Raw genomic sequence first — 18,430 nt, 5'->3', positions numbered from 1 at the left:
CTTCCGTTATTCAACCGTGATCTGGAAGGGCAGTTTGGGGCATATGCACTGTTCTTTCGTGATTTTTTGGTTACAGAGCGGGCATGCCGGGAAGGCCCGGGAAGAACGGCGCGAATGCCGGAGCCGGGGCCGGTTCCGGTGCGGGGGCCGGTGCGGGTGACGGAGCGGGCTCAGGCGACGGGGCAGCCGGCGGCGAAGATTCCGCGGGCGCTGCGTCGGTGGTGGCGGGTGCCGTGGCGGCTACTGCCATTCCTGGGACCGTGCACGGCAGAAGGATGCCGTCCTGCAAGGCGTCGAGTGCTGCTGGATCCGGAAGGATCACGCACATGTCGTCGGGCCAGCGCCATCCCTCAGCCGTCAGAATCGGCCAGACGAGACCCCGTGAGGTGAGGGCGGGGAGCGGGATGATCGGACCGGGAGCCGCGTTCCGGGCGGCGTTGGGTCCCGGAGTGGGGCTGGTCGGCGTTACTCCCGGCGGGATCAGTGCCTGGATCTCGGGTGAGAGCGCGGGCATGTCGGGCAGGCCTGGGAAGAGAGGGGGGGTGGTGGTCGGAGTCGTCGACGCAGATTCCTTGTCGCCTGCCGCCGGGTCGGTAGCTGCAGCAGCGGCGAGAACGGCCGAAGCGGCGGAGTCTGCCGAGGCGGCGGCGTTGATCGCCGAGCTGCCGGTGTTGATGCCGGTGGTGTACGGGAGCTGGCCGGAAGGAATGACACCGTTCTTGTATGCCGTCGACCACATGATCACGTTTGCCGCGTAGGCGGCCGAGTTGTTGTACCGCAGAACAGCTTTGGTCTCCTGGGCGACATCGCGCAGGTTGAGTCCGCCGCTGCAGAGGTACTTCGCTGCCGAGAGCGCCGCATCGAAGACGTTGTTGGGGTCCTTGATTCCGTCCCCGTTGCCGTCGCTGGCATAACCGGCCCAGGTGGCCGGAATGAACTGCATCGGCCCGACAGCGCGGTCGTGGGTCGGGTCTCCGTCGATCGCGCCCTTGTCGGTGTCCCGAATGACTTCGTTGCCTGCCAACCGTCCGTCGAGGACGGGGCCGAGGATCGGGGTGACCGTCGTACCCACCGACGTCGTCTTGCCGCCGTTGGCGTGACCGGATTCGATGCGTCCGATGCCGGCCAGGAGATGCCAAGGGATGCCGCAGCCCGGCGCCTCGGTCATCATCACCAGTTCGGCGGATCGGTACGCGTTCAGAACGATCTCGGGGATGCCCAGAGAAGTGAGGACGACGGCCGCAGCGTTGGGCGCTGCCGGAGCGCCGGCGACCCTATCGCTGGGTGGGGCCGATCGTTGCGTTCGGACGGTGCGGGGCGTCGGGAGGAAGTCGACAGAGTCCGGCTGCGCAACGGAGGCGGAGCCTGCAAGGGCAATGGGGACCTGCGACCCGCCGGATGGTGCGCTTCCGGCCGTGAGGGCTGCTGGACCTGTTACGACAAGCAGTCCCCCCACCAGTGTGGATGCTGCAATCATTCCGCGTACTCGCACGATTCCCCTTTGCTGGTGCTCCCGCCTCGGAGTACCCACCGTGATAATCCATCCTGCTGTGACTTACGTTACATATCGGTCACGGTGCGTGCAGCAAAACTCAGCGAACGCTCAGCTAGTTGTGACTTTGTTTCGCAGTATTCGAGTCACGGTGCTTCTTCTTCGGGGTCGGTTCGCCGTCGGCGGCAAGGATCGACTTGATCTCCTCGAGCTCCCGCCGCAGGTAGTCGCGGGTGGCGACCTCGCCGACGGCGATGCGCAGCGCTGCGAGTTCGCGAGCGAGGAATTCAGTGTCCGCTTTGGTTTGCTCGGCGCGTGAGCGGTCCTCCTCGAGCGAGACCCGGTCGCGATTCTCCTGACGATTCTGGGCCAGGAGGATCAGCGGCGCCGCGTAGGCAGCCTGGGTGGAGAAGGCGAGGTTGAGCAGGATGAACGGATACGGGTCCCACTGCAGAGCCACCGCGAACACGTTGATCAGGATCCAGACGATCACGATGATCGTCTGGATCGCGAGATAACGCCCGGTACCGAGGAAGCGGGCGATGCGTTCACTGACGCGTCCGACAGCTTCGACGTCGAAATCGAGATTGAACCGGCGGCTTCCGCGAGGCGTTTCCAGTCGTTGCCGTGCGGTCGTGCTCGACGCCCGTTCGCTCATCGGAGTAGTTCCTCGTCGTCGGAGTAGTCCTCACGCCAGTCTTCCGGCAGGAGGTGATCGAGCACGTCGTCGACTGTCACGGCCCCGATCAGGTGGTTCTCGTCGTCCACGACCGGCCCGCACACCAAGTTGTAGGTCGCGAAGTATCGGGTGACCGACGCCAGCGAGTCGTCCGGCGCCAACCGGGGCATGTCGGTGTCGAGTATTCCGCCCACCAGGCTGGCGGGAGGCTCGCGGAGAAGCTTCTGCAAGTGGACGCAGCCGAGATACCGCCCGGTCGGAGTCGCCGTCGGCGGACGTACGACGAAGACCATGCTCGACAGCGCCGGGGTCACGTCGTAGTTGCGGGCGCGGGCAAGGGCCTCGGCGACGGTCGTCGAGGCCGTCAGTACCACCGGTTCGGGCGTCATCAGACCACCGGCAGTGTCCGGGGAGTGCTCGAGCAGGCGTCGAACAGGTTCGGAATCCTGCGGGTCCATCAACTGCAACAGTGATTCGGCTTCGGTCTCGGGCAGCTCGCCCAACAGGTCGGCGGCGTCGTCGGGATCCATCGCTTCGAGTAGATCGGCGGCACGTTCGACTTCCAGGTGCATCAGCAGATCGGTCTGGTCGTCCGCCGGCAGTTCCTGCACGACGTCGGCGAGGCGTTCGTCGTCGAGTGCCACGGCCAGTTCGTGGCGGCGCTTCTCCGGCAGTTCCCGCATGGCGTTGGCCACATCGGCGGGTCGCATCCCTTCGTACTGCAGAAGGAGGTGAGCTACGCCCTGGCCGGGGAGCGAGAGATCGCTCTGGGTGAGGCCGGCGACGTGCTGCCAGTCGACGATGTGAATCGCCGCGCGTCGACCGAGGCGTCCGCGATGGCCGCGAACGGCGACCTTCGAGACGACCCAGTCTCGCGTTCGCGTCGATTCGATCCCGAGGTCGACGACTATCGTGTCGACGCCGTGAAGCTCCTCGAGTTCCGGGTCGTCCACGCGCACATGCGAATCGAGTACCTGCGCCAGCGCGAGTACTTCACCCGGCCGCTGGTTGAAGCGCCGCAAACTGACGTTGCCCGTGGTCAGGGTGACCGCACTCGGCTCGATGGCTGTCACGCGGAGCATCGGAACGAAAATGCGTTTGCGCGTGAACATTTCGATCACCAGACCGAGAACCCGCGGTTGCTGGCGTCCGATACGGACCGTGATGACGACGTCGCGCACACGACCGATCGATTCGCCGTCCGGGCCGAGTACAACCAGGCCGGCAAGCCTGGCTGCAAATACCTTGCCTGCTGCTGCCATGATTGCAAGGCTAATTCGTCCAGCGTCAAAATCTGCAACGGCGCCACCGAAAATCGAGAAGGGCAGTCCGCAATGACTTCACGCAACCGTTCCCGTCGATCGGTATTGGCAGTTCCCGGCAGCAGTCGGAAGATGATCGACAAGGCGAAGGGATTGCCCGCCGACGAGATTTTCCTCGACCTCGAAGACGCGGTGGCGCCGTTGGCGAAGCAGGCGGCACGAGAGTCGATCGGCGACGCGTTGGCCGAGGACGGGTGGGGCAAACAGGTCAAGGTCGTCCGGGTCAACGACTGGACGACCGAATGGACGTATGCCGACGTCGTGGAGGTGGTCGGCCGCGCCGGAGCGCATCTGGACGCCATTCTGCTGCCCAAGGTTCCCGACGCGAGTCACGTCCAGGCACTCGATTTGTTGTTGACGCAGGTCGAGAAAGCCAACGGTCTCGAGGTCGGCAAGATCGGAATCGAGCCGCAGATCGAGAACGCGATCGGCTTGACCAACATCGACGCGATCGCCACCGCGAGTCCCCGCGTCGAGGCACTCGTGTTCGGCCCGGCCGACTTCATGGCGAGCTTGAACATGCGAACTCTGGTCGTCGGTGAGCAACCGGACGGTTACGACCGCGGTGACGCGTATCACCACATCTTGATGACCATCTTGATGGCCGCACGTGCACACGGCGTCCAGGCGATCGACGGTCCGTACCTCCAGATTCGCGACGTCGAGGCTTTCACTCGGTCGGCGGCGCGGACGGCAGCGCTCGGCTTCGACGGCAAGTGGGTTCTGCATCCCACGCAGATCGAGGCGGCCAACGAGGTGTTCAGTCCGCGCCAATCCGATTACGACCGTGCAGAACTCATCTTGGACGCGTACGCGTTCCACACCTCGGCCGCCGGAGGAGGGCGGGGCGCCGTCATGCTCGGCGACGAGATGATCGACGAGGCGAGTCGCAAGATGGCACTGGTGATTTCGGCCAAGGGCCGCGCCGCGGGGATGACGCGCACGTCGGAATTCACGCCGCCCGAACACGCCTGACGCTCGCATAGCCGAACGAATCAGGTCTGTAAAGGGCACAATAGGGGTAGATGTACTTGCGTCATCCGCGTGGATGACGTGCCCGAAAAGAGGAGCGCTGCCAGCCATGTCCAATCCGCTCGGTCAATCGTCGAATGGGTCGCGCCGTGGAGCGTTGCCGACACCGCCTTCGGGATGGCCCATCGGGTCGTATCCCACGTACGCCGAGGCGCAGCGCGCAGTCGATTATCTCTCCGATCAAGAATTCCCGGTTCAGGACGTCACAATCGTCGGCGTGAACCTGATGCAGGTCGAGCGCGTTCTCGGCCGGTTGACGTGGGCCAAGGTGATCGGTGGTGGCATCGTCTCCGGTGCCTGGCTCGGTGTCTTCTTCGGCCTGGTGCTCGGAATCGTCACAGGCGGGTTCCTCGCTCCGCTGATCGCGGGCATCGTGGGCGGCATCATCTTCGGTGTCATCTCCACGACCATCCCGTACGCCGCGACGCGTGGGCAGCGGGACTTCGCCTCGACGATGCAGTTGGTCGCCGGACGTTACGACGTACTGTGCGAGCCCAAGACGGCGGAGTCGGCGCGCGACCTGCTCGCCAAGCTCGCCATCTGACATTCTCGCTCGGGCTGCCAACTTGTGTGATCTCGGTTACTTTATGTACACGCGGGCGAGGCAGTACTCCTTCCCGTGACCGTTTGCCGGACAAGGAAATAGGTCCCTTCTCCGGCAAAAGTGCCGATGTGTGGTGCGTCGGCCAGCCGAATCGACTGCGCCGTCTCGCCGCCCGAGGAGGACGGCTGTGCAGAACAAGAGATTGCAGGCGGGGCAGAAGAAGAAATTGAGGGTGGGGCTGCTCGGCGCGGCGACATTGTTGTTGGCGCCCTTGCTCAGTGCGTGTGGATCAGACAATGACGACGGCGTGGTGCTGTCCTTCTACACCGCCGCCGACGGCGCCGAGCAGTATGCGGAGGCCGCCGCCAATTGTTCGGCGGCGTCGAACGGCGCGTACCGGGTCGAGCAGAAAACTCTGCCCAAGGGTGCCGACGACCAGCGACTTCAGTTGGCCCGGCGTCTGACCGGCAATGACAAGTCACTCGATCTGATGACGCTCGACGTGGTGTGGACTGCCGAATTCGCCGAAGCCGGATGGGCATTGCCGCTTCCTGACGACGTGGCGGCCGAGGTCAGCAACGGGACTCTCGAGGGTCCGCTGGAGTCGGCGAAGTGGCAGGACCAACTCTATGCGGCGCCATTGAACACCAACACCCAATTGCTCTGGTATCGAAAGGATTTGATGCCGGACGGGCAACCACCCCAAACCTGGGATCAGATGATCGACATCTCCGAAGGCCTGGCCGCGGAGGGGCGCCCCAGCTGGATCGGTGTGCAGGGCAAGCAGTACGAAGGATTGATGGTCTGGTTCAACACCCTTCTCGCCAGTGCCGGCGGATCGGTGGTGGGGCCCGACGGAACAACCGTGACGGTGGCCGACGGTGATGCTGCCCAGCAGGCGCTGACCGTCATGAAGCGCGTCGCTACCGCGAAGGGTGCGGATCCCTCGATCTCGCAGGGGGATGAAGCGTCGTCGCGACTGGGTATGGAGAGCGGCAAATCTGCCTTCCAGGTCAACTGGCCGTTCGTGCTGCCCGGCATCATGGAGAACGCCGAGAAGGGCGATCTGCCGTACATCGACGACAAGGGCAACGTCACCAGTGAGAACACCGGAAACACGGTGCTCACGGTGAACGGAGAACGGAATTTCCTTGCCGCTCCGTATCCCTCGGTGATCGAGGGTAAGCCGGCCGAGGTCACGATCGGCGGCTTCAACGTAGCGGTGGCCAAGACCAGCCAGCATCCGGACCTCGCGTTCGAGGCGCTCACCTGTCTGCGTAACGAGGAGAATCAGCGCAACAACGCGGTAGCCGGTGGCGTTCCGCCGACTCTCGAGAGCCTGTACGACGACCCGGCGTTCCAGGAGGCGTACCCGGCGTGGCGTGAGGTTCGCGACAGCCTGGACACCGCTTCGGTTCGTCCGGTTTCTCCTGCCTATCAGAGTATTTCGACGCTCATCACTGCCACGCTGAACCCTGTAGGAAACATCGATCCGGAATCGACCGTGAACGATCTTGCCGAGCAGGTACGCAAGGCAGTCAATTCCGAGGGGCTGATTCCGTGACGATCGACAGCGAAAATTCGGGAGCTGCAACAACAGTCGCGACGCCCTCGCCGGAGCCGAAGCACTCCGCGAAGTCGAAGATGTCGGACGGAAAGGCGGCCGAGCGTCGCCTGGGTCTCTGGCTGGTGGCCCCGGCCGCGATTCTCATGATCGCGGTGACCGCATATCCGGTGGTCTACGCCGTTTGGCTGAGTTTGCAGCGCTACGACCTGCGCTTCCCGGATCAACGAAAGTTCGTGTGGTTCGACAACTACGTGTCGGTGCTGACCGACGGTTACTGGTGGCAAGCGTTCGCGGTGACGACGTCGATCACTGTCGTCTCGGTCGTCATCGAGTTCGTTCTCGGACTGACCATCGCACTGGTGATGCACCGAACGATCGTGGGTAAGGGGCTCGTCCGCACCGTTGTGCTCATCCCGTACGGCATCGTCACCGTCGCGGCGGCATACAGCTGGTACTACGCGTGGACGCCGGGGACCGGCTACCTCGCCAATCTCCTGCCCGACGGCAGTGCGCCGCTCACCGACCAGATCCCGTCGCTCGCGATCATCGTCCTTGCCGAGGTCTGGAAGACGACGCCGTTCATGGCGCTGCTCCTGCTGGCCGGCTTGGCGCTCGTGCCCGATGACCTTCTCAAGGCGGCTCAGGTGGACGGCGCTGGCGCGTGGACCCGGTTGGTACGCATCATCCTTCCGCTGATGAAGCCCGCCATCCTCGTCGCTCTGCTGTTCCGCACACTCGACGCGTTCCGCATCTTCGACAACATCTACGTGCTCACGAAGGGAGCGAACGACACCGGGTCGGTGTCGATTCTGGGTTACGACAATCTGTTCAAAGCGTTCAACCTGGGCATCGGATCCGCGATCAGCGTGCTGATCTTCGTGTGTGTGGCCGTGATCGCGTTCATCTTCATCAAACTTTTCGGTGCTTCGGCTCCCGGATCCGATACGGAAGGACGCTGACATGACCGTGACTCCCAGACTCAAGATCAGCTGGTCCGTCGTCAACCTTCTGGTCTTGCTGTACGCGCTGGTTCCCGTCCTGTGGATCGCCAGCCTGTCCTTCAAACCGGCCGGAACGATCAAGGACGGCAAGTTCATTCCGGAGAAGTGGACCCTGGACAACTACCGAGGAATCTTCGACACCAGCGCCTTCACCAGTGCTCTGATCAACTCCATCGGTATCGGACTCATCTCGACGGTCATCGCCGTGGTGATCGGGACCATGGCAGCGTACGCCATTGCGCGCCTGGATTTTCCGGGCAAGAAGCTGCTGGTGGGTGTTGCACTGCTGATCGCGATGTTCCCGCAGATTTCATTGGTGAGCCCGTTGTTCGACATCGAACGACGGCTCGGACTCTTCGACACCTGGGCTGGACTCATCCTGCCGTACATCACCTTTGCGTTGCCGTTGGCGATCTATACGCTCTCGGCGTTCTTCAAAGAGATTCCGTGGGAACTCGAGAAGGCGGCTCAGATGGACGGCGCGACGCCGGGTCAGGCGTTCCGGAAGGTGGTGGCTCCACTGGCCGCGCCCGGTATCGTCACTGCGGGCATCTTGGTTTTCATCTTCTGCTGGAACGATCTGTTGTTCGCGATCTCGTTGACGTCGACCGAACGCTCCATCACCGCCCCTGCGGCCATCGCGAACTTCACCGGCGCTTCACAATTCGAGGAGCCCACCGGGTCGATCGCCGCGGCCGCCATGGTCATCACCATTCCGATCATCATCTTTGTTCTGTTCTTCCAACGTCGTATCGTGGCCGGGCTTACTTCCGGCGCAGTGAAGGGATAAGCCCGTGGCCGAGATCGTGCTGGACAAGGTGACCAAGCTGTACCCGGACGGAGCCAAGGCGGTCAGTGATGTCGACATCACCATCGCCGACGGAGAATTCATCATTCTCGTGGGCCCCTCCGGTTGTGGAAAATCCACGACTCTCAACATGATTGCCGGGCTGGAAGACATTTCGACCGGCGAGCTGAGGATTGCGGGTGAACGCGTCAACGAACGCGCCCCCAAGGACCGCGACATCGCGATGGTGTTCCAGTCGTATGCTCTGTATCCGCACATGACGGTGCGCCAGAACATCGCGTTCCCACTGACCTTGGCGAAGATGTCCAAGGACGAGATCAACGCCAAGGTCGACGACGCAGCGCGGGTGCTCGACCTCACTCAGCATCTCGATCGCAAACCGGCGAACCTGTCGGGCGGTCAGCGTCAGCGTGTCGCGATGGGACGCGCAATCGTGCGCAGCCCGAAGGCGTTTCTCATGGACGAGCCGCTTTCCAACCTGGACGCCAAACTGCGCGTTCAGATGAGGACGGAGATCGCCCGTCTGCAGCAGCGACTCGGTACGACAACGATTTACGTGACCCACGACCAGACCGAGGCGATGACGCTCGGCGATCGGGTAGTCGTGCTGCGCGGCGGAATCGTGCAACAGATCGGTGCGCCGCAGGAACTCTACGATCGTCCGAACAATCTGTTCGTGGCGGGGTTCATCGGGTCCCCGTCCATGAACTTCTTCCCCGGACAGTTGACGGCGGACGGCGTCAGCACGCCGATCGGCGATGTTCGCCTGCCCGCGGCGGCGCAGTCGAAGATCTCGGGCAGCGGCTCGGGCAAGGACGTGGTGGTCGGAATCAGGCCGGAACATTTCGAGGACGTGGCGCTGGTCGATGCAGCGCAGAAGCCACACGGTGGGACGTTCACCGTCGACGTCGACGTGCTGGAATCGATGGGTTCCGACAAGTACGCGTATTTCCTCGCTGGTGGCCCCGCCGTCAATTCTCGTGAACTCGAGGAACTCGCCGCCGATTCGGGAACGGCCGTCGCTGGTGGCGGTCAACTGGTTGCCAGGCTCTCGTCCGAGTCCACGGTGGCCCAGGGCAGGTCTATCGATCTGTGGTTCGATCCCGCCAAGATCGCAGTGTTCGACGGCGGTACGGGAGCCAATCTGCTGCTGTGACCTTTACCCGGGCAAGGTGACCGAATACGTCGCTCCCCAGGGGAGCGGTACCTGTTCGGGGCCGGGCGCTGCGTCGGCCGGCTCGGGTAGGGGGACCAGGCGGCCGAATTGTTCGTGATGGGTGGAGGCCGGGGCGGCTTGCGCTGTTCCGGCGACCACGGCGATCGGCGCCGCTGCCAGGGCGCCGGCGACGGCAAATCGAGTGGCGATGCGGCGCTTGCTTGCTCGGGTCGAGATCATGCGCACTCCTGCGTGGTTTCGAGGTTCGGTGAATGCTGTGCCATTCACGGTATTGCGGGTTGATTGTGAAATCTCGTGTGCGAAGCTCATTCACAGGGAACTGGGATGGGCGGCACAGGAGGACAGATGAACGAATCCTCGGTACGAACCGAGCACCTGCCCGGCGGCCCGGACCTCGAACGGATCATGCGCGAACACGCCTACCGCGGTGCGTACCTCCAACTGACGGTGCGCGGCGCTCTGGTGCTGTTCATCGCCCTGACGCTGATCTTCGTCCCGCCGATGAACGACGCGGGATGGTGTTTCGCGATTCTGGGCGCCTATGCCCTCTGGTCGGCAGCCGTGGCGCTGTGGATCCGCAGAGGCGGCACCGGCCCGGTGACGATGATCTGGCTCGGCTTGTTCGTCGACCTCGCCGTGCTCGCAACTCTGACATTGCTGACCGGTCTCGCAGCCGAGCAGAGTTGGACCGCCGACATCTTGAGCAACGGGCTCTTCGTGATTCCGGTTCTTGCGTGTACGCAACTGCGGACGGACGTGTGTGTCGGCGTCGTTGCCTGCACGATCGGTGTGTTTTTTGCTTCCAGTTGGGCAACGATGACTTCGAATTCCGAGCCGTGGCCGTCGATCCTGCTGAGTACCATGGCCTTGGCCGGGGTGGGTGCGGGCGCAATCGGATTGACTCGGATTCAAAGATCACGAGTGTTGACCATCGGGCACCTCGTCGGCCACCGCACGAGTCTTCTGGCCGAACTCATGGGGCTCGAGCAGCGTGAGCGCACAGAACTGTCCGAGCAACTGCACGACGGGGCGCTCCAGTACGTTCTCGCGGCGCGGATGGATCTCGACGAATTGGCAGGCAGTGCGGAACCCGTCGCATTGGCGCGAGCTGGGAAAGCGCTTGGTGAAGCGACAACGCTGCTGAGGTCGTCCGTCTCGGAACTGCATCCCACAGTTCTCGTCCACGTTGGCCTTGCCCGCGCGATCGGGGACCTCGCGCGCTCGGCGCAGGGACGCGGCGGAGTGGTGGTCGACGTCGACACTTCGGGCTGGAACGACGATTTACGCACGTCTGCCGACGAGGTCTTGTTCGGCGCCACCCGAGAACTTCTGGGCAACGTCGTCAAACATGCCGGCGCGCAGAACGTCCGGATCGAGCTTGCACGACTGGACCACCGTGCGGTGCTCGTGGTCTCGGACGACGGTCGGGGGATCAGCGCCGATCGGATTGCCCAACGACGGGCCGCCGGGCACATCGGACTGCTCTCGCACGAACTGCGTGTGGTTGCCGCTGGTGGCTCGTTCTCGGTCGGACCGGGTGAAGAGTCCGGAACCCTCGCGCGAGTCGAGATACCGTTCGAGATCGTCACCGCCCCTGACCACGATCGTTGAGGAGTTGTCGATGGCTGCACTGATCACTGATCGCGAGCTCAACCTGGCGACTCTGGCGCGGCAGTTCCTGCTGCGGCGGGCCGAGGTCAGCGCGTTGGATGCGATCGAGCACCTGGCAGGTCTGCAGGCCCAGGCGCCGAATCCGCCCTACCTGGCACTGTGGGCGCGGCTGAAGAACTTTGCGGCAGAAGACCTCTCCACCCTTGTCGAGAAGCGCCAGGTGGTGCGGCTGGTTGCCATGCGGGGCACGGTCTTTGCCCTCTCGGCCGCCGATGCGGGTCCCTTCCGGGCCACGGTTCAGACGATCATGGAACGCGATCTCCACACCAACAGCACTCAGCGTGCGGCGCTCACCGGGTTGGATCTCGACGCGCTTGCGCAGGCGGGGCGTGACCTGGTAGCGGACGGGCCGCTTACTCAGATGCAGATGAGACCGATACTGGCAGAGCGCTTTCCCGGCCACGCGGCCGAAGGACTGGCGCACGGAGTTCGAGGGCTTCTGCCGATGGTGCAGGTCCCACCGCGAGGTCTGTGGGGACGATCCGGAGCACCGGCACTGACGACGTTGGAGAATTGGCTTGGCGCAGAGGTGAGTTCAACTCCAGATCCCGACGCGATGGTGCTGCGCTATCTGGCTGCCTTCGGGCCCGCGAGCGTGAAGGATGCGCAAGCGTGGTCGGGGCTCACGAGACTCGCCGAAGTCTTCGAGAGGCTACGTCCGGGCTTGATCACCTTTGTCAACGCGAAAGGGGCCGAGGTGTTCGACCTGCCGGATGCGCCACGACCGACCTCCGGAACACCGCCGGTCAGAATCCTTGCTCCGTTCGACAACATCCTGCTCTCGCACGCCGACCGCTCGCGAATTATGGACGAGCAGTATCGAACTCGCGTCTTCACCGTCAACGGCATAATCAAGCCCGCCATCCTGGTGCGCGGAAAGGTGGTGGGATTCGCGACGGTGACGCCGGCCAAGGAGACCGTCGAGTTGAGCGCGACTCTGTTTGCGCAGCAACCGAAGACCGCGCTCGCGTCCATCGAGAAAGAAGCGCGTTCGTTGCTGAAGTTCATGCACCCGAAGATCCCGACCCGAGAGGTGCGGTTCGCTGTCGCTACGTAGCAGGCTTGTGCTTTCGCGGTGCTCGATCGCGTAGTTCGGCCACGATCTCGTCATTCCACATGTGCCGCCGCACCAGTCGGTACCGCTCCCGGGCGATCCACAAGTACGCCTCGGCGTCGGTGTGCTCGGGCAACATGTCTGCGCCCCTCAGCATTCGCACGACGGGGAGAAACTCCTCGCCGAACCAGCGCCGGGCGACCGTGTCTCGGCCGAGGAACTCACCCTTTTCCTGCATGAGCCGAAAACCCCACGCCTCCACGCACTCACTGAGTTCGGCGTACTCCCACGGGTCGGTGACCTGGACAGCTTCGCGTTGTGAACCCTGCAGCGGAACGCGAGTGAGGAAGAGTCGGCGATGGTCCTTGATGAGCAGATCGGCGCGCTGAGTGATGCCTTCCGGCGAGATGCGCGTGATGATCTCGGTGACGTACGCGTCGATTGTCTTCTGGTGCATCGCACACGCAATGGACACTCGGTGGTGTCCGTCGATCACGAAATGCATGGAGCCGACACGGTACAACTGAACGGGTGGCACCGATTCGCCGCGTCGTTGCGCCACCGCAAGTCGCTCCCAACGAGCGCGCGAATGAGTGGACGTCGGACGGAAGTACCTGTCGAAATCACCTGTGCGGTCGACACTTCCGACTATCGATTCGATGGTGACGACCTGTAGACCCAGAGACTTCTCACCAACCTTGCCGAGCGCTGCGACAACCTCGTCGAACGGCAGGATCGCGTTGACGTCGTCCGGTTCGCGTCGTAGCCAACTGACCAGACGGGCAACGTCGGCGCGTCGACGCTGACGAGCGAAGTCGTTTTCCGCGTCGGCTGTGGGAAATCCGGTGTCACGAGCCATGTCGGCGCCTCACGATCGTCGGCGGAGTACCTGGGGAAATCTCCATCAGCGTGAAGCCGACGGTATTGAGCACGATAGTCCGGCCTACCTCCAGATCGAGAGGTGTTCGCCCGTGCGGGTGGATGTGTCCGTGAATCATGACCGTCGGATCGAGGGTGTGGATCAAGGGGGTGAAGCATTCGAACCCACGATGTGGCCGATCCTCGGCGTCGCCGACACCGCGGGCGGGGCTGTGGGTGAGCAGCACATCCACGCCCGCCCGGCCGCCGGGAAGCCGCGACTGCCAGGCGTTTCGCCAGGTGAGCGAGCGGGCGCGTCGGCTCTGCTGGCGCTCGGACCACTGATTGGGACCCGTGTTGTATCGGATGGAACCACCGAGGCCCGCGATCCGCAGACCGGCGACGGTCACGATGCGTCCGTCTGCGTTGACTGCGCCGGTCGGGCCGGGCCACTGCGCCGGCATACCCGCCCGCATCCAACCGGATCTCTTGTTCGAATATCCGGACAGATCGACGTCGTGGTTTCCGGGAACGAACACGCACGGCGCATTCAGTTGGTCAGACAGGTACTCCAGATACGCAAACGGCAGGTCGCCCGCGCCGAGGATCACGTCGACTCCGAGTGAACGAACTTGACTGCTCCACAGGAATTCGACGGTCTCGTCGCTGACAGCGAGAACGGAGACCATTTCGACGACGCTACCGCCACCGCGAGGTATCTGCGCTGCGAACCTCGCGGGCACGGTGTTTAGATGGACGAGTGTCAGACAGCGTCGTATCTTCCGTCCGGGCCCATCTCGTCAGCAGTATCGAGGGGCCGGACCCCACCGCGGCCTCAGTGACGTTCCTCGGTGTCGAACCGCTGGACGTGCTGCGTTTCGAATCACCCGACGGCCTGGTCCGCTACGTCACACTGGGGTGCTCGCGTCATCCGATGGGCGACCCCAATGAACTGGTCGCAGACCCCACACGCGGTCCTCGCGCCGAGTTGGTGCTCACCCTGCGCGGTGGCACGGGTGTCGCGTCGGGTGTGGCCAGGACGCTCGCGGTGCTGGCTGCGGCGCCGTCCGTCGAAGGCGTCGTGCTGCTCGAGGACGCACTGTTGGACCTGGGCGAGCCGCTGTGGAAGGACACTGCGTTCACGGCGGTGCTTCTCGGTGACAGCGGGATCGCCGACCTGACGCTGCCGGAGCCGTTCGATCCGGTGCGCTTCCTCGGCGTGGTCCCCCTGACCGGTACCGAAGCCGCCTGGGTGCGTCTGCGCGGCGCGGAGGCGCTGCGGGAAGCGTGGACCGAGGCGGGGATCGACATTCGCGATCCGCACCGTTCCGCTGCCTCGCTCTAGCTGCGCCGGCGCTTTGTCCGTCAGATCATTCGGCGTGCACGAGTATGTCCGCCAAGTTCTCGAGACTTACCCGAACCGTCCGTGAAAATGCTTTCGTGACGATCGGGTCGGCCATCTTGCCGAATACGCCTCCTAGTCCGCTTTCGCTGTCGAGTCGGTAGGTGACCCGAGTGCCGTCACCGACTTCTTCGCATGTCGTGGTCTGCGAGAAGCTGACCGGACTTTCGACGGACGTCGATTTCGACGATCTCGGTGGGTCGTACTCGGTGAATTCGGATGTCCACTCGAGGCGCTTGCCCAGGATTCTCGAGACGCCGTGCCAACGGCTTCCCACGCCCATCGGGCCGTCGGTGATCTGTTTGCACTCGACCATCGAATTCTCCCAGTTGGGCCAGTTCTCGGCGACGGCGATGTACTCCCAGACGTCCTTGGGTGGCAACGCGATCTCTACAGACTGCTCGACTGTAGGCATGGTTGTTCCTCCATCTCTCCTGGATCTGAATTTGCTTGTCGCAAAATGAATTTCGGGAACGGAATGAAAATGCGTACCCATATCCATTGTCCGCCTGCGACGGTGGCAAGTACAGGGAGTCAGCGTGCGAGGTTCACAGCCAGTTGTTGCGACGGAAGAGAAAGAACAAGCCGACACACACCGACGCGATGAGGAACAGGATGGACTGATAGCCGTACTTGTAACCGAGTTCCGGCATGTTCTCGAAGTTCATTCCGTAGATACCGGCAACGCCCGTCGGCACGGCGGCGATAGCGACCCAAGCCGAGATCTTGCGCATGTCGGTGTTCTGTTGCACCGCGATCTTCGCGAGTGCGGCATCGACCAGAGAGCTCAACACCTCGTCGTATTCCGAGATACGTTCGGCCACGATCGTGTGGTGATCCCTTACGTCACGGAAGTATCGCCGGATCTCCTTCGGGACGAGGCCGCCCGCGGGCTGGGTCAGCTGGAGCAGTGGCAATCCGAGTGGAGTGACCGAGCGTCGTAGTTCGACGATTTCACGTTTGAGCAGGTAGATATGCTCGACGGCAACGGTGTTCCGCGGGTTGAACACCAACTCTTCCATGCTGTCGACGTCCTGCTCGACGAGTTGAATGACGGAGAGATAGCTGTCGACGACGTGGTCGGTGATCGCGTGCAGCACCGCGAACGGGCCCATGGCGAGGCGCTCGGGATTCTGCTCGAGTGACTTGCGCACGCTTGCCAGTTCGGAGTGATCCCCGTGCCGGACGGTCACCACGAAGTCGGGACCGACGAACACCATGATCTCGCCGGTTTCGACGATCTCGCTCGCCGTCGCCACGGACTCGTGCGGTACGTAGACGACCGTGCGCAGCACCAGGAACATGACGTCGTCGTAGCGTTCGAGTTTCGGGCGCTCGTGTGCATGGACGGCATCCTCGACCATCAACTCGTGGAGTCCGAAAGTTGCTGCGACATCTTGCATCTGGCCTTCGTCGGGTGCATGCATGCCCACCCAGACGAACGCGTTGTCTCGACTACGGACCTCGGCCAACGCGGCGCGGTGCGTGTACTTGCCCGGCAACCGCACGCCGTCAACGTAGACCGCGCAGTCGACGATCGCGCGGGCTGCCGGAACGGGGATCTTGGGCGCATCGGCTTGCGTCGATTTGCCGTTCGACCAATTCGGCAGTGACGGCATGGTTGGCACGCTCGCTCCTTCTCGGTCTGTAGTGCAGGGGAACGGCACTGCAGCGACACGTGATCGAATTGCGCTGCCGCTGCGGCGTAATCGTACGTCAGCTTCCGGCTCGCCCACCGGAGCGCGATGAAGTTGCCGATTGCTGACACACTGGAACAGTGCGAATAGACCTTCACACCCACTCCAACGCATCGGACGGCACCGATACCCCGGCTGCCCTCATGCGCGCCGCAGCCGACGCCGGACTCGACGTCGTCGCCATCACCGATCACGACACGACTTCGGGCTGGGCCGAGGCGGCGCACGCCTTGCCGGCCGGCGTCAGCCTGGTTCGTGGGATGGAGATGTCGTGCGAAGGTCGAGGTGAGCGTGGCTGGCCGGTCGCTGTTCATCTTCTGGCGTACCTGTTCGATCCGACGCACCCCGAATTCGCCAAGGAACGTGAGCGACTGCGCGCCGAACGCGTCGAACGTATCCGGGTGATGACGACCATGATGGCGCGCGACGGTCTGCCCGTCGATCCCGATCAGATCCTGGCTGACGCCGGTCCGTCCGTCGGACGCCCGCACGTCGCAGCGGCCCTGATGCGAGCGGGAGTGGTGTCGAGCATCAGTGAGGCTTTCTCCGACCTGTTGTCCAGTCGAGGGCGATACGACGTTCCCAAGTACGACACTCCGCTCGAGTACGCCGTCGAACTGGTGGCAGCGGCCGGGGGAGTAACTGTCCTTGCGCATGGACGGGCCCGTTCGCGCGGCGGATTGCTTGCGCTCGACCACATCCGTGATCTGGCCGATCTGGGTCTCGGGGGTCTCGAAGTCGATCACCCGGACCATCGCAGCGACGATCGTGGCGTCCTGCGCAGCCTGGCCGTCGACCTGGGCTTGGCAGTCACCGGATCCTCGGACTACCACGGCGAGAACAAGACGATCGGACTCGGCGACGAGCTCACGGACGAGGCCGAGTTCGACAAACTCGTCTCGGCTGCCACCGGCGTGGAGGTACTTGGGCGCTGATGCTCGACACCACGCTCTACCTCACCGTGTTCATCACGCTGTTCGTGATCATGGACCCGCCCGGAGTCATCCCGGTGTTCTTGTCACTGGTCGGCCGCAAAAGCCGTGAAGATCGCAACCGAGCGGCATGGCAGGCCCCCGCCGTCTCCCTTGCGGTCATCTCGGTCTTTGCCATCGGCGGTCAGGCGATCCTCAACTACCTCCACATCGGCATTCCGGCATTGCAGGGCGCAGGCGGATTACTCCTGCTTCTCATCGCACTCGAACTGCTGACCGGAAAGGCCTCCAACCGTCCGCAGGGAGCCGACGACGTCAACGTCGCACTCGTTCCTCTGGGAACGCCGATGATGGCCGGTCCCGGTGCAATTGCGGCTGTCATCGTCTTTGTCGCCCAGGCCGATGGTGAAGCGGCGTCGTATCTGGCGATCGCGTTGGCGATTCTGTCCATCCACCTCGTGCTGTTCGTGGTCCTGCGCTTCTCGACGGCACTGATCCGGATACTGGGTGAGGGTGGCATCAGCCTGCTGGCACGCATCGCCGGTCTTTTGCTCGCCGCCATCGCAGTTCAACTCATTGCGGAATCAGTCCGCGGATTCGTCGCGGGAGCGTAAGAGATGACATACGACGACAGGTACGAGGACGACTACCGGTACCAGGATTATCAGGACTATCAGTACGAAGACGATTACGACTATCCCGCCGACAAACGACAATGGCTGCTGGTTCGCGCTTTACGCGCCCTGAGCGGCACCGTGGCGGCCGGAATCGTGGTCTTGACACTCGTGATCATCGGTTCGGCATATCTGGGCGGCAACCGCGGATTCCCGGGTCCGGGAACAACGTCGATCACCGCGCACATTGCGGCCTCGGTGGTTGCTTTGGCCGCGCAGATCTGGTGCGACCGCAGGCGGGGTATCGCGGCAGTTGCCGGATCGGTGGTCGTGCTCGTGGTGGCGGGGCTGTTGTTGGTGACGCAGTGGTGGGGATGACTGGGTGGGGATGACACGGTGGGGATGACTGGGTGGGATGACACGGTGGGGATGACACGGTGGGGATGACGGCTCGGGTTCGAGTGTGGTGAGGAATCCGACCGCTTGGAGGATTTGATTGTGATCCGACTCTGGTGGCAAACTGGAGTTACTTCGAGGCGGCGCCACAGCCCGGCCCCGAAGTGCAGGTTTCGTCAGAATT

Annotated in this window: 20 protein-coding genes; 12 read left to right on the top strand and 8 right to left on the bottom strand. The window is 63.4% G+C overall.

What is annotated here, in order from left to right; genetic code table 11:
* Window positions 1-70: 70 nt before the first annotated feature.
* The 3 genes from GJB56_RS13230 to GJB56_RS13220 form a co-directional block, all read right to left on the bottom strand.
* Window positions 71-1,492 carry a lytic transglycosylase domain-containing protein gene (locus GJB56_RS13230; protein ID WP_230091187.1) on the bottom strand — a complete coding sequence of 474 codons (1,422 nt, stop codon included), beginning with the start codon at window positions 1,490-1,492 and terminating at the stop codon, window positions 71-73.
* Window positions 1,493-1,607: 115 nt separating this feature from the next.
* Window positions 1,608-2,150 (bottom strand): DUF1003 domain-containing protein, encoded by a 543-nt coding sequence (locus GJB56_RS13225; protein WP_003945067.1) that lies wholly within the window; start codon window positions 2,148-2,150, stop codon window positions 1,608-1,610.
* Window positions 2,147-3,433, bottom strand: a complete 1,287-nt coding sequence (locus tag GJB56_RS13220) for a magnesium transporter MgtE N-terminal domain-containing protein (protein WP_019749352.1) — start codon at window positions 3,431-3,433, stop codon at window positions 2,147-2,149. Before GJB56_RS13220 ends, GJB56_RS13225 begins: the two co-directional genes overlap by 4 nt.
* Before the next feature lie 72 nt (window positions 3,434-3,505).
* Here GJB56_RS13220 and GJB56_RS13215 point away from each other — a divergent pair, with 72 nt between their 5' ends.
* The 6 genes from GJB56_RS13215 (at window position 3,506) to GJB56_RS13190 (ending at window position 9,601) form a co-directional block, all read left to right on the top strand.
* A complete protein-coding gene (locus GJB56_RS13215; RefSeq protein WP_020908461.1) occupies window positions 3,506-4,468 on the top strand; it encodes an HpcH/HpaI aldolase/citrate lyase family protein in 963 nt (320 codons plus the stop codon).
* A gap of 106 nt (window positions 4,469-4,574) precedes the next feature.
* Window positions 4,575-5,069, top strand: a complete 495-nt coding sequence (locus GJB56_RS13210) for a general stress protein (RefSeq protein WP_003945065.1) — start codon at window positions 4,575-4,577, stop codon at window positions 5,067-5,069.
* Between the two features lie 226 nt (window positions 5,070-5,295).
* Window positions 5,296-6,633, top strand: a complete 1,338-nt coding sequence (locus GJB56_RS13205) for an ABC transporter substrate-binding protein (RefSeq protein WP_029538448.1) — start codon at window positions 5,296-5,298, stop codon at window positions 6,631-6,633.
* Between the two features lie 80 nt (window positions 6,634-6,713).
* Window positions 6,714-7,595, top strand: a complete 882-nt coding sequence (locus GJB56_RS13200; RefSeq protein ID WP_044480569.1) for a carbohydrate ABC transporter permease — start codon at window positions 6,714-6,716, stop codon at window positions 7,593-7,595.
* 1 nt (window position 7,596) lies between these two features.
* Window positions 7,597-8,427: a carbohydrate ABC transporter permease gene (locus tag GJB56_RS13195; protein ID WP_019749348.1), complete on the top strand. Its 831-nt coding sequence runs from the start codon at window positions 7,597-7,599 to the stop codon at window positions 8,425-8,427.
* Between the two features lie 4 nt (window positions 8,428-8,431).
* A complete protein-coding gene (locus GJB56_RS13190; protein ID WP_019749347.1) occupies window positions 8,432-9,601 on the top strand; it encodes an ABC transporter ATP-binding protein in 1,170 nt (389 codons plus the stop codon).
* 3 nt (window positions 9,602-9,604) lie between these two features.
* Here GJB56_RS13190 and GJB56_RS13185 read toward each other — a convergent pair whose 3' ends face one another.
* Window positions 9,605-9,841: a hypothetical protein gene (locus GJB56_RS13185; RefSeq protein WP_007736112.1), complete on the bottom strand. Its 237-nt coding sequence runs from the start codon at window positions 9,839-9,841 to the stop codon at window positions 9,605-9,607.
* Between the two features lie 126 nt (window positions 9,842-9,967).
* Between GJB56_RS13185 and GJB56_RS13180 the strand changes: the two genes are divergently transcribed.
* A complete protein-coding gene (locus GJB56_RS13180) occupies window positions 9,968-11,233 on the top strand; it encodes a sensor histidine kinase (RefSeq protein WP_031331091.1) in 1,266 nt (421 codons plus the stop codon).
* A gap of 10 nt (window positions 11,234-11,243) precedes the next feature.
* Window positions 11,244-12,350 carry a winged helix DNA-binding domain-containing protein gene (locus tag GJB56_RS13175; protein WP_080910906.1) on the top strand — a complete coding sequence of 369 codons (1,107 nt, stop codon included), beginning with the start codon at window positions 11,244-11,246 and terminating at the stop codon, window positions 12,348-12,350.
* Here the strand turns inward: GJB56_RS13175 and GJB56_RS13170 are convergent.
* On the bottom strand, window positions 12,343-13,206 hold the full coding sequence (locus GJB56_RS13170; RefSeq protein WP_003945080.1) for a hypothetical protein: 864 nt from the start codon (window positions 13,204-13,206) through the stop codon (window positions 12,343-12,345). The genes GJB56_RS13175 and GJB56_RS13170 overlap by 8 nt on opposite strands.
* Window positions 13,196-13,894, bottom strand: a complete 699-nt coding sequence (locus GJB56_RS13165) for a metallophosphoesterase family protein (protein WP_113683138.1) — start codon at window positions 13,892-13,894, stop codon at window positions 13,196-13,198. Before GJB56_RS13165 ends, GJB56_RS13170 begins: the two co-directional genes overlap by 11 nt.
* Before the next feature lie 71 nt (window positions 13,895-13,965).
* Here GJB56_RS13165 and GJB56_RS13160 point away from each other — a divergent pair, with 71 nt between their 5' ends.
* The gene (locus GJB56_RS13160) at window positions 13,966-14,550 is read left to right on the top strand and encodes a suppressor of fused domain protein (protein ID WP_019749342.1); all 585 of its coding nucleotides are present in this window, start codon (window positions 13,966-13,968) and stop codon (window positions 14,548-14,550) included.
* A gap of 25 nt (window positions 14,551-14,575) precedes the next feature.
* Here the strand turns inward: GJB56_RS13160 and GJB56_RS13155 are convergent, their stop codons facing one another.
* Window positions 14,576-15,022: an SRPBCC family protein gene (locus GJB56_RS13155; RefSeq protein ID WP_007736117.1), complete on the bottom strand. Its 447-nt coding sequence runs from the start codon at window positions 15,020-15,022 to the stop codon at window positions 14,576-14,578.
* A gap of 133 nt (window positions 15,023-15,155) precedes the next feature.
* Window positions 15,156-16,226, bottom strand: a complete 1,071-nt coding sequence (locus tag GJB56_RS13150; protein WP_019749341.1) for a magnesium and cobalt transport protein CorA — start codon at window positions 16,224-16,226, stop codon at window positions 15,156-15,158.
* Window positions 16,227-16,384: 158 nt separating this feature from the next.
* Between GJB56_RS13150 and GJB56_RS13145 the strand changes: the two genes are divergently transcribed.
* The 3 genes from GJB56_RS13145 to GJB56_RS13135 are packed head-to-tail and all read left to right on the top strand — an operon-like array spanning window position 16,385 to window position 18,228.
* Window positions 16,385-17,239 (top strand): PHP domain-containing protein, encoded by an 855-nt coding sequence (locus GJB56_RS13145; RefSeq protein WP_070797635.1) that lies wholly within the window; start codon window positions 16,385-16,387, stop codon window positions 17,237-17,239.
* Window positions 17,236-17,850, top strand: a complete 615-nt coding sequence (locus tag GJB56_RS13140) for a MarC family protein (protein WP_164490628.1) — start codon at window positions 17,236-17,238, stop codon at window positions 17,848-17,850. Before GJB56_RS13145 ends, GJB56_RS13140 begins: the two co-directional genes overlap by 4 nt.
* A gap of 3 nt (window positions 17,851-17,853) precedes the next feature.
* Window positions 17,854-18,228, top strand: a complete 375-nt coding sequence (locus GJB56_RS13135; RefSeq protein WP_020908450.1) for a hypothetical protein — start codon at window positions 17,854-17,856, stop codon at window positions 18,226-18,228.
* Window positions 18,229-18,430 lie beyond the last annotated feature (202 nt).

It is taken from the genome of Rhodococcus sp. AQ5-07, from assembly GCF_009707305.1.
Taxonomy (GTDB): Bacteria; Actinomycetota; Actinomycetes; order Mycobacteriales; family Mycobacteriaceae; genus Rhodococcus_F; species Rhodococcus_F erythropolis.
This window is presented reverse-complemented; position numbering and strand designations above follow the sequence as displayed.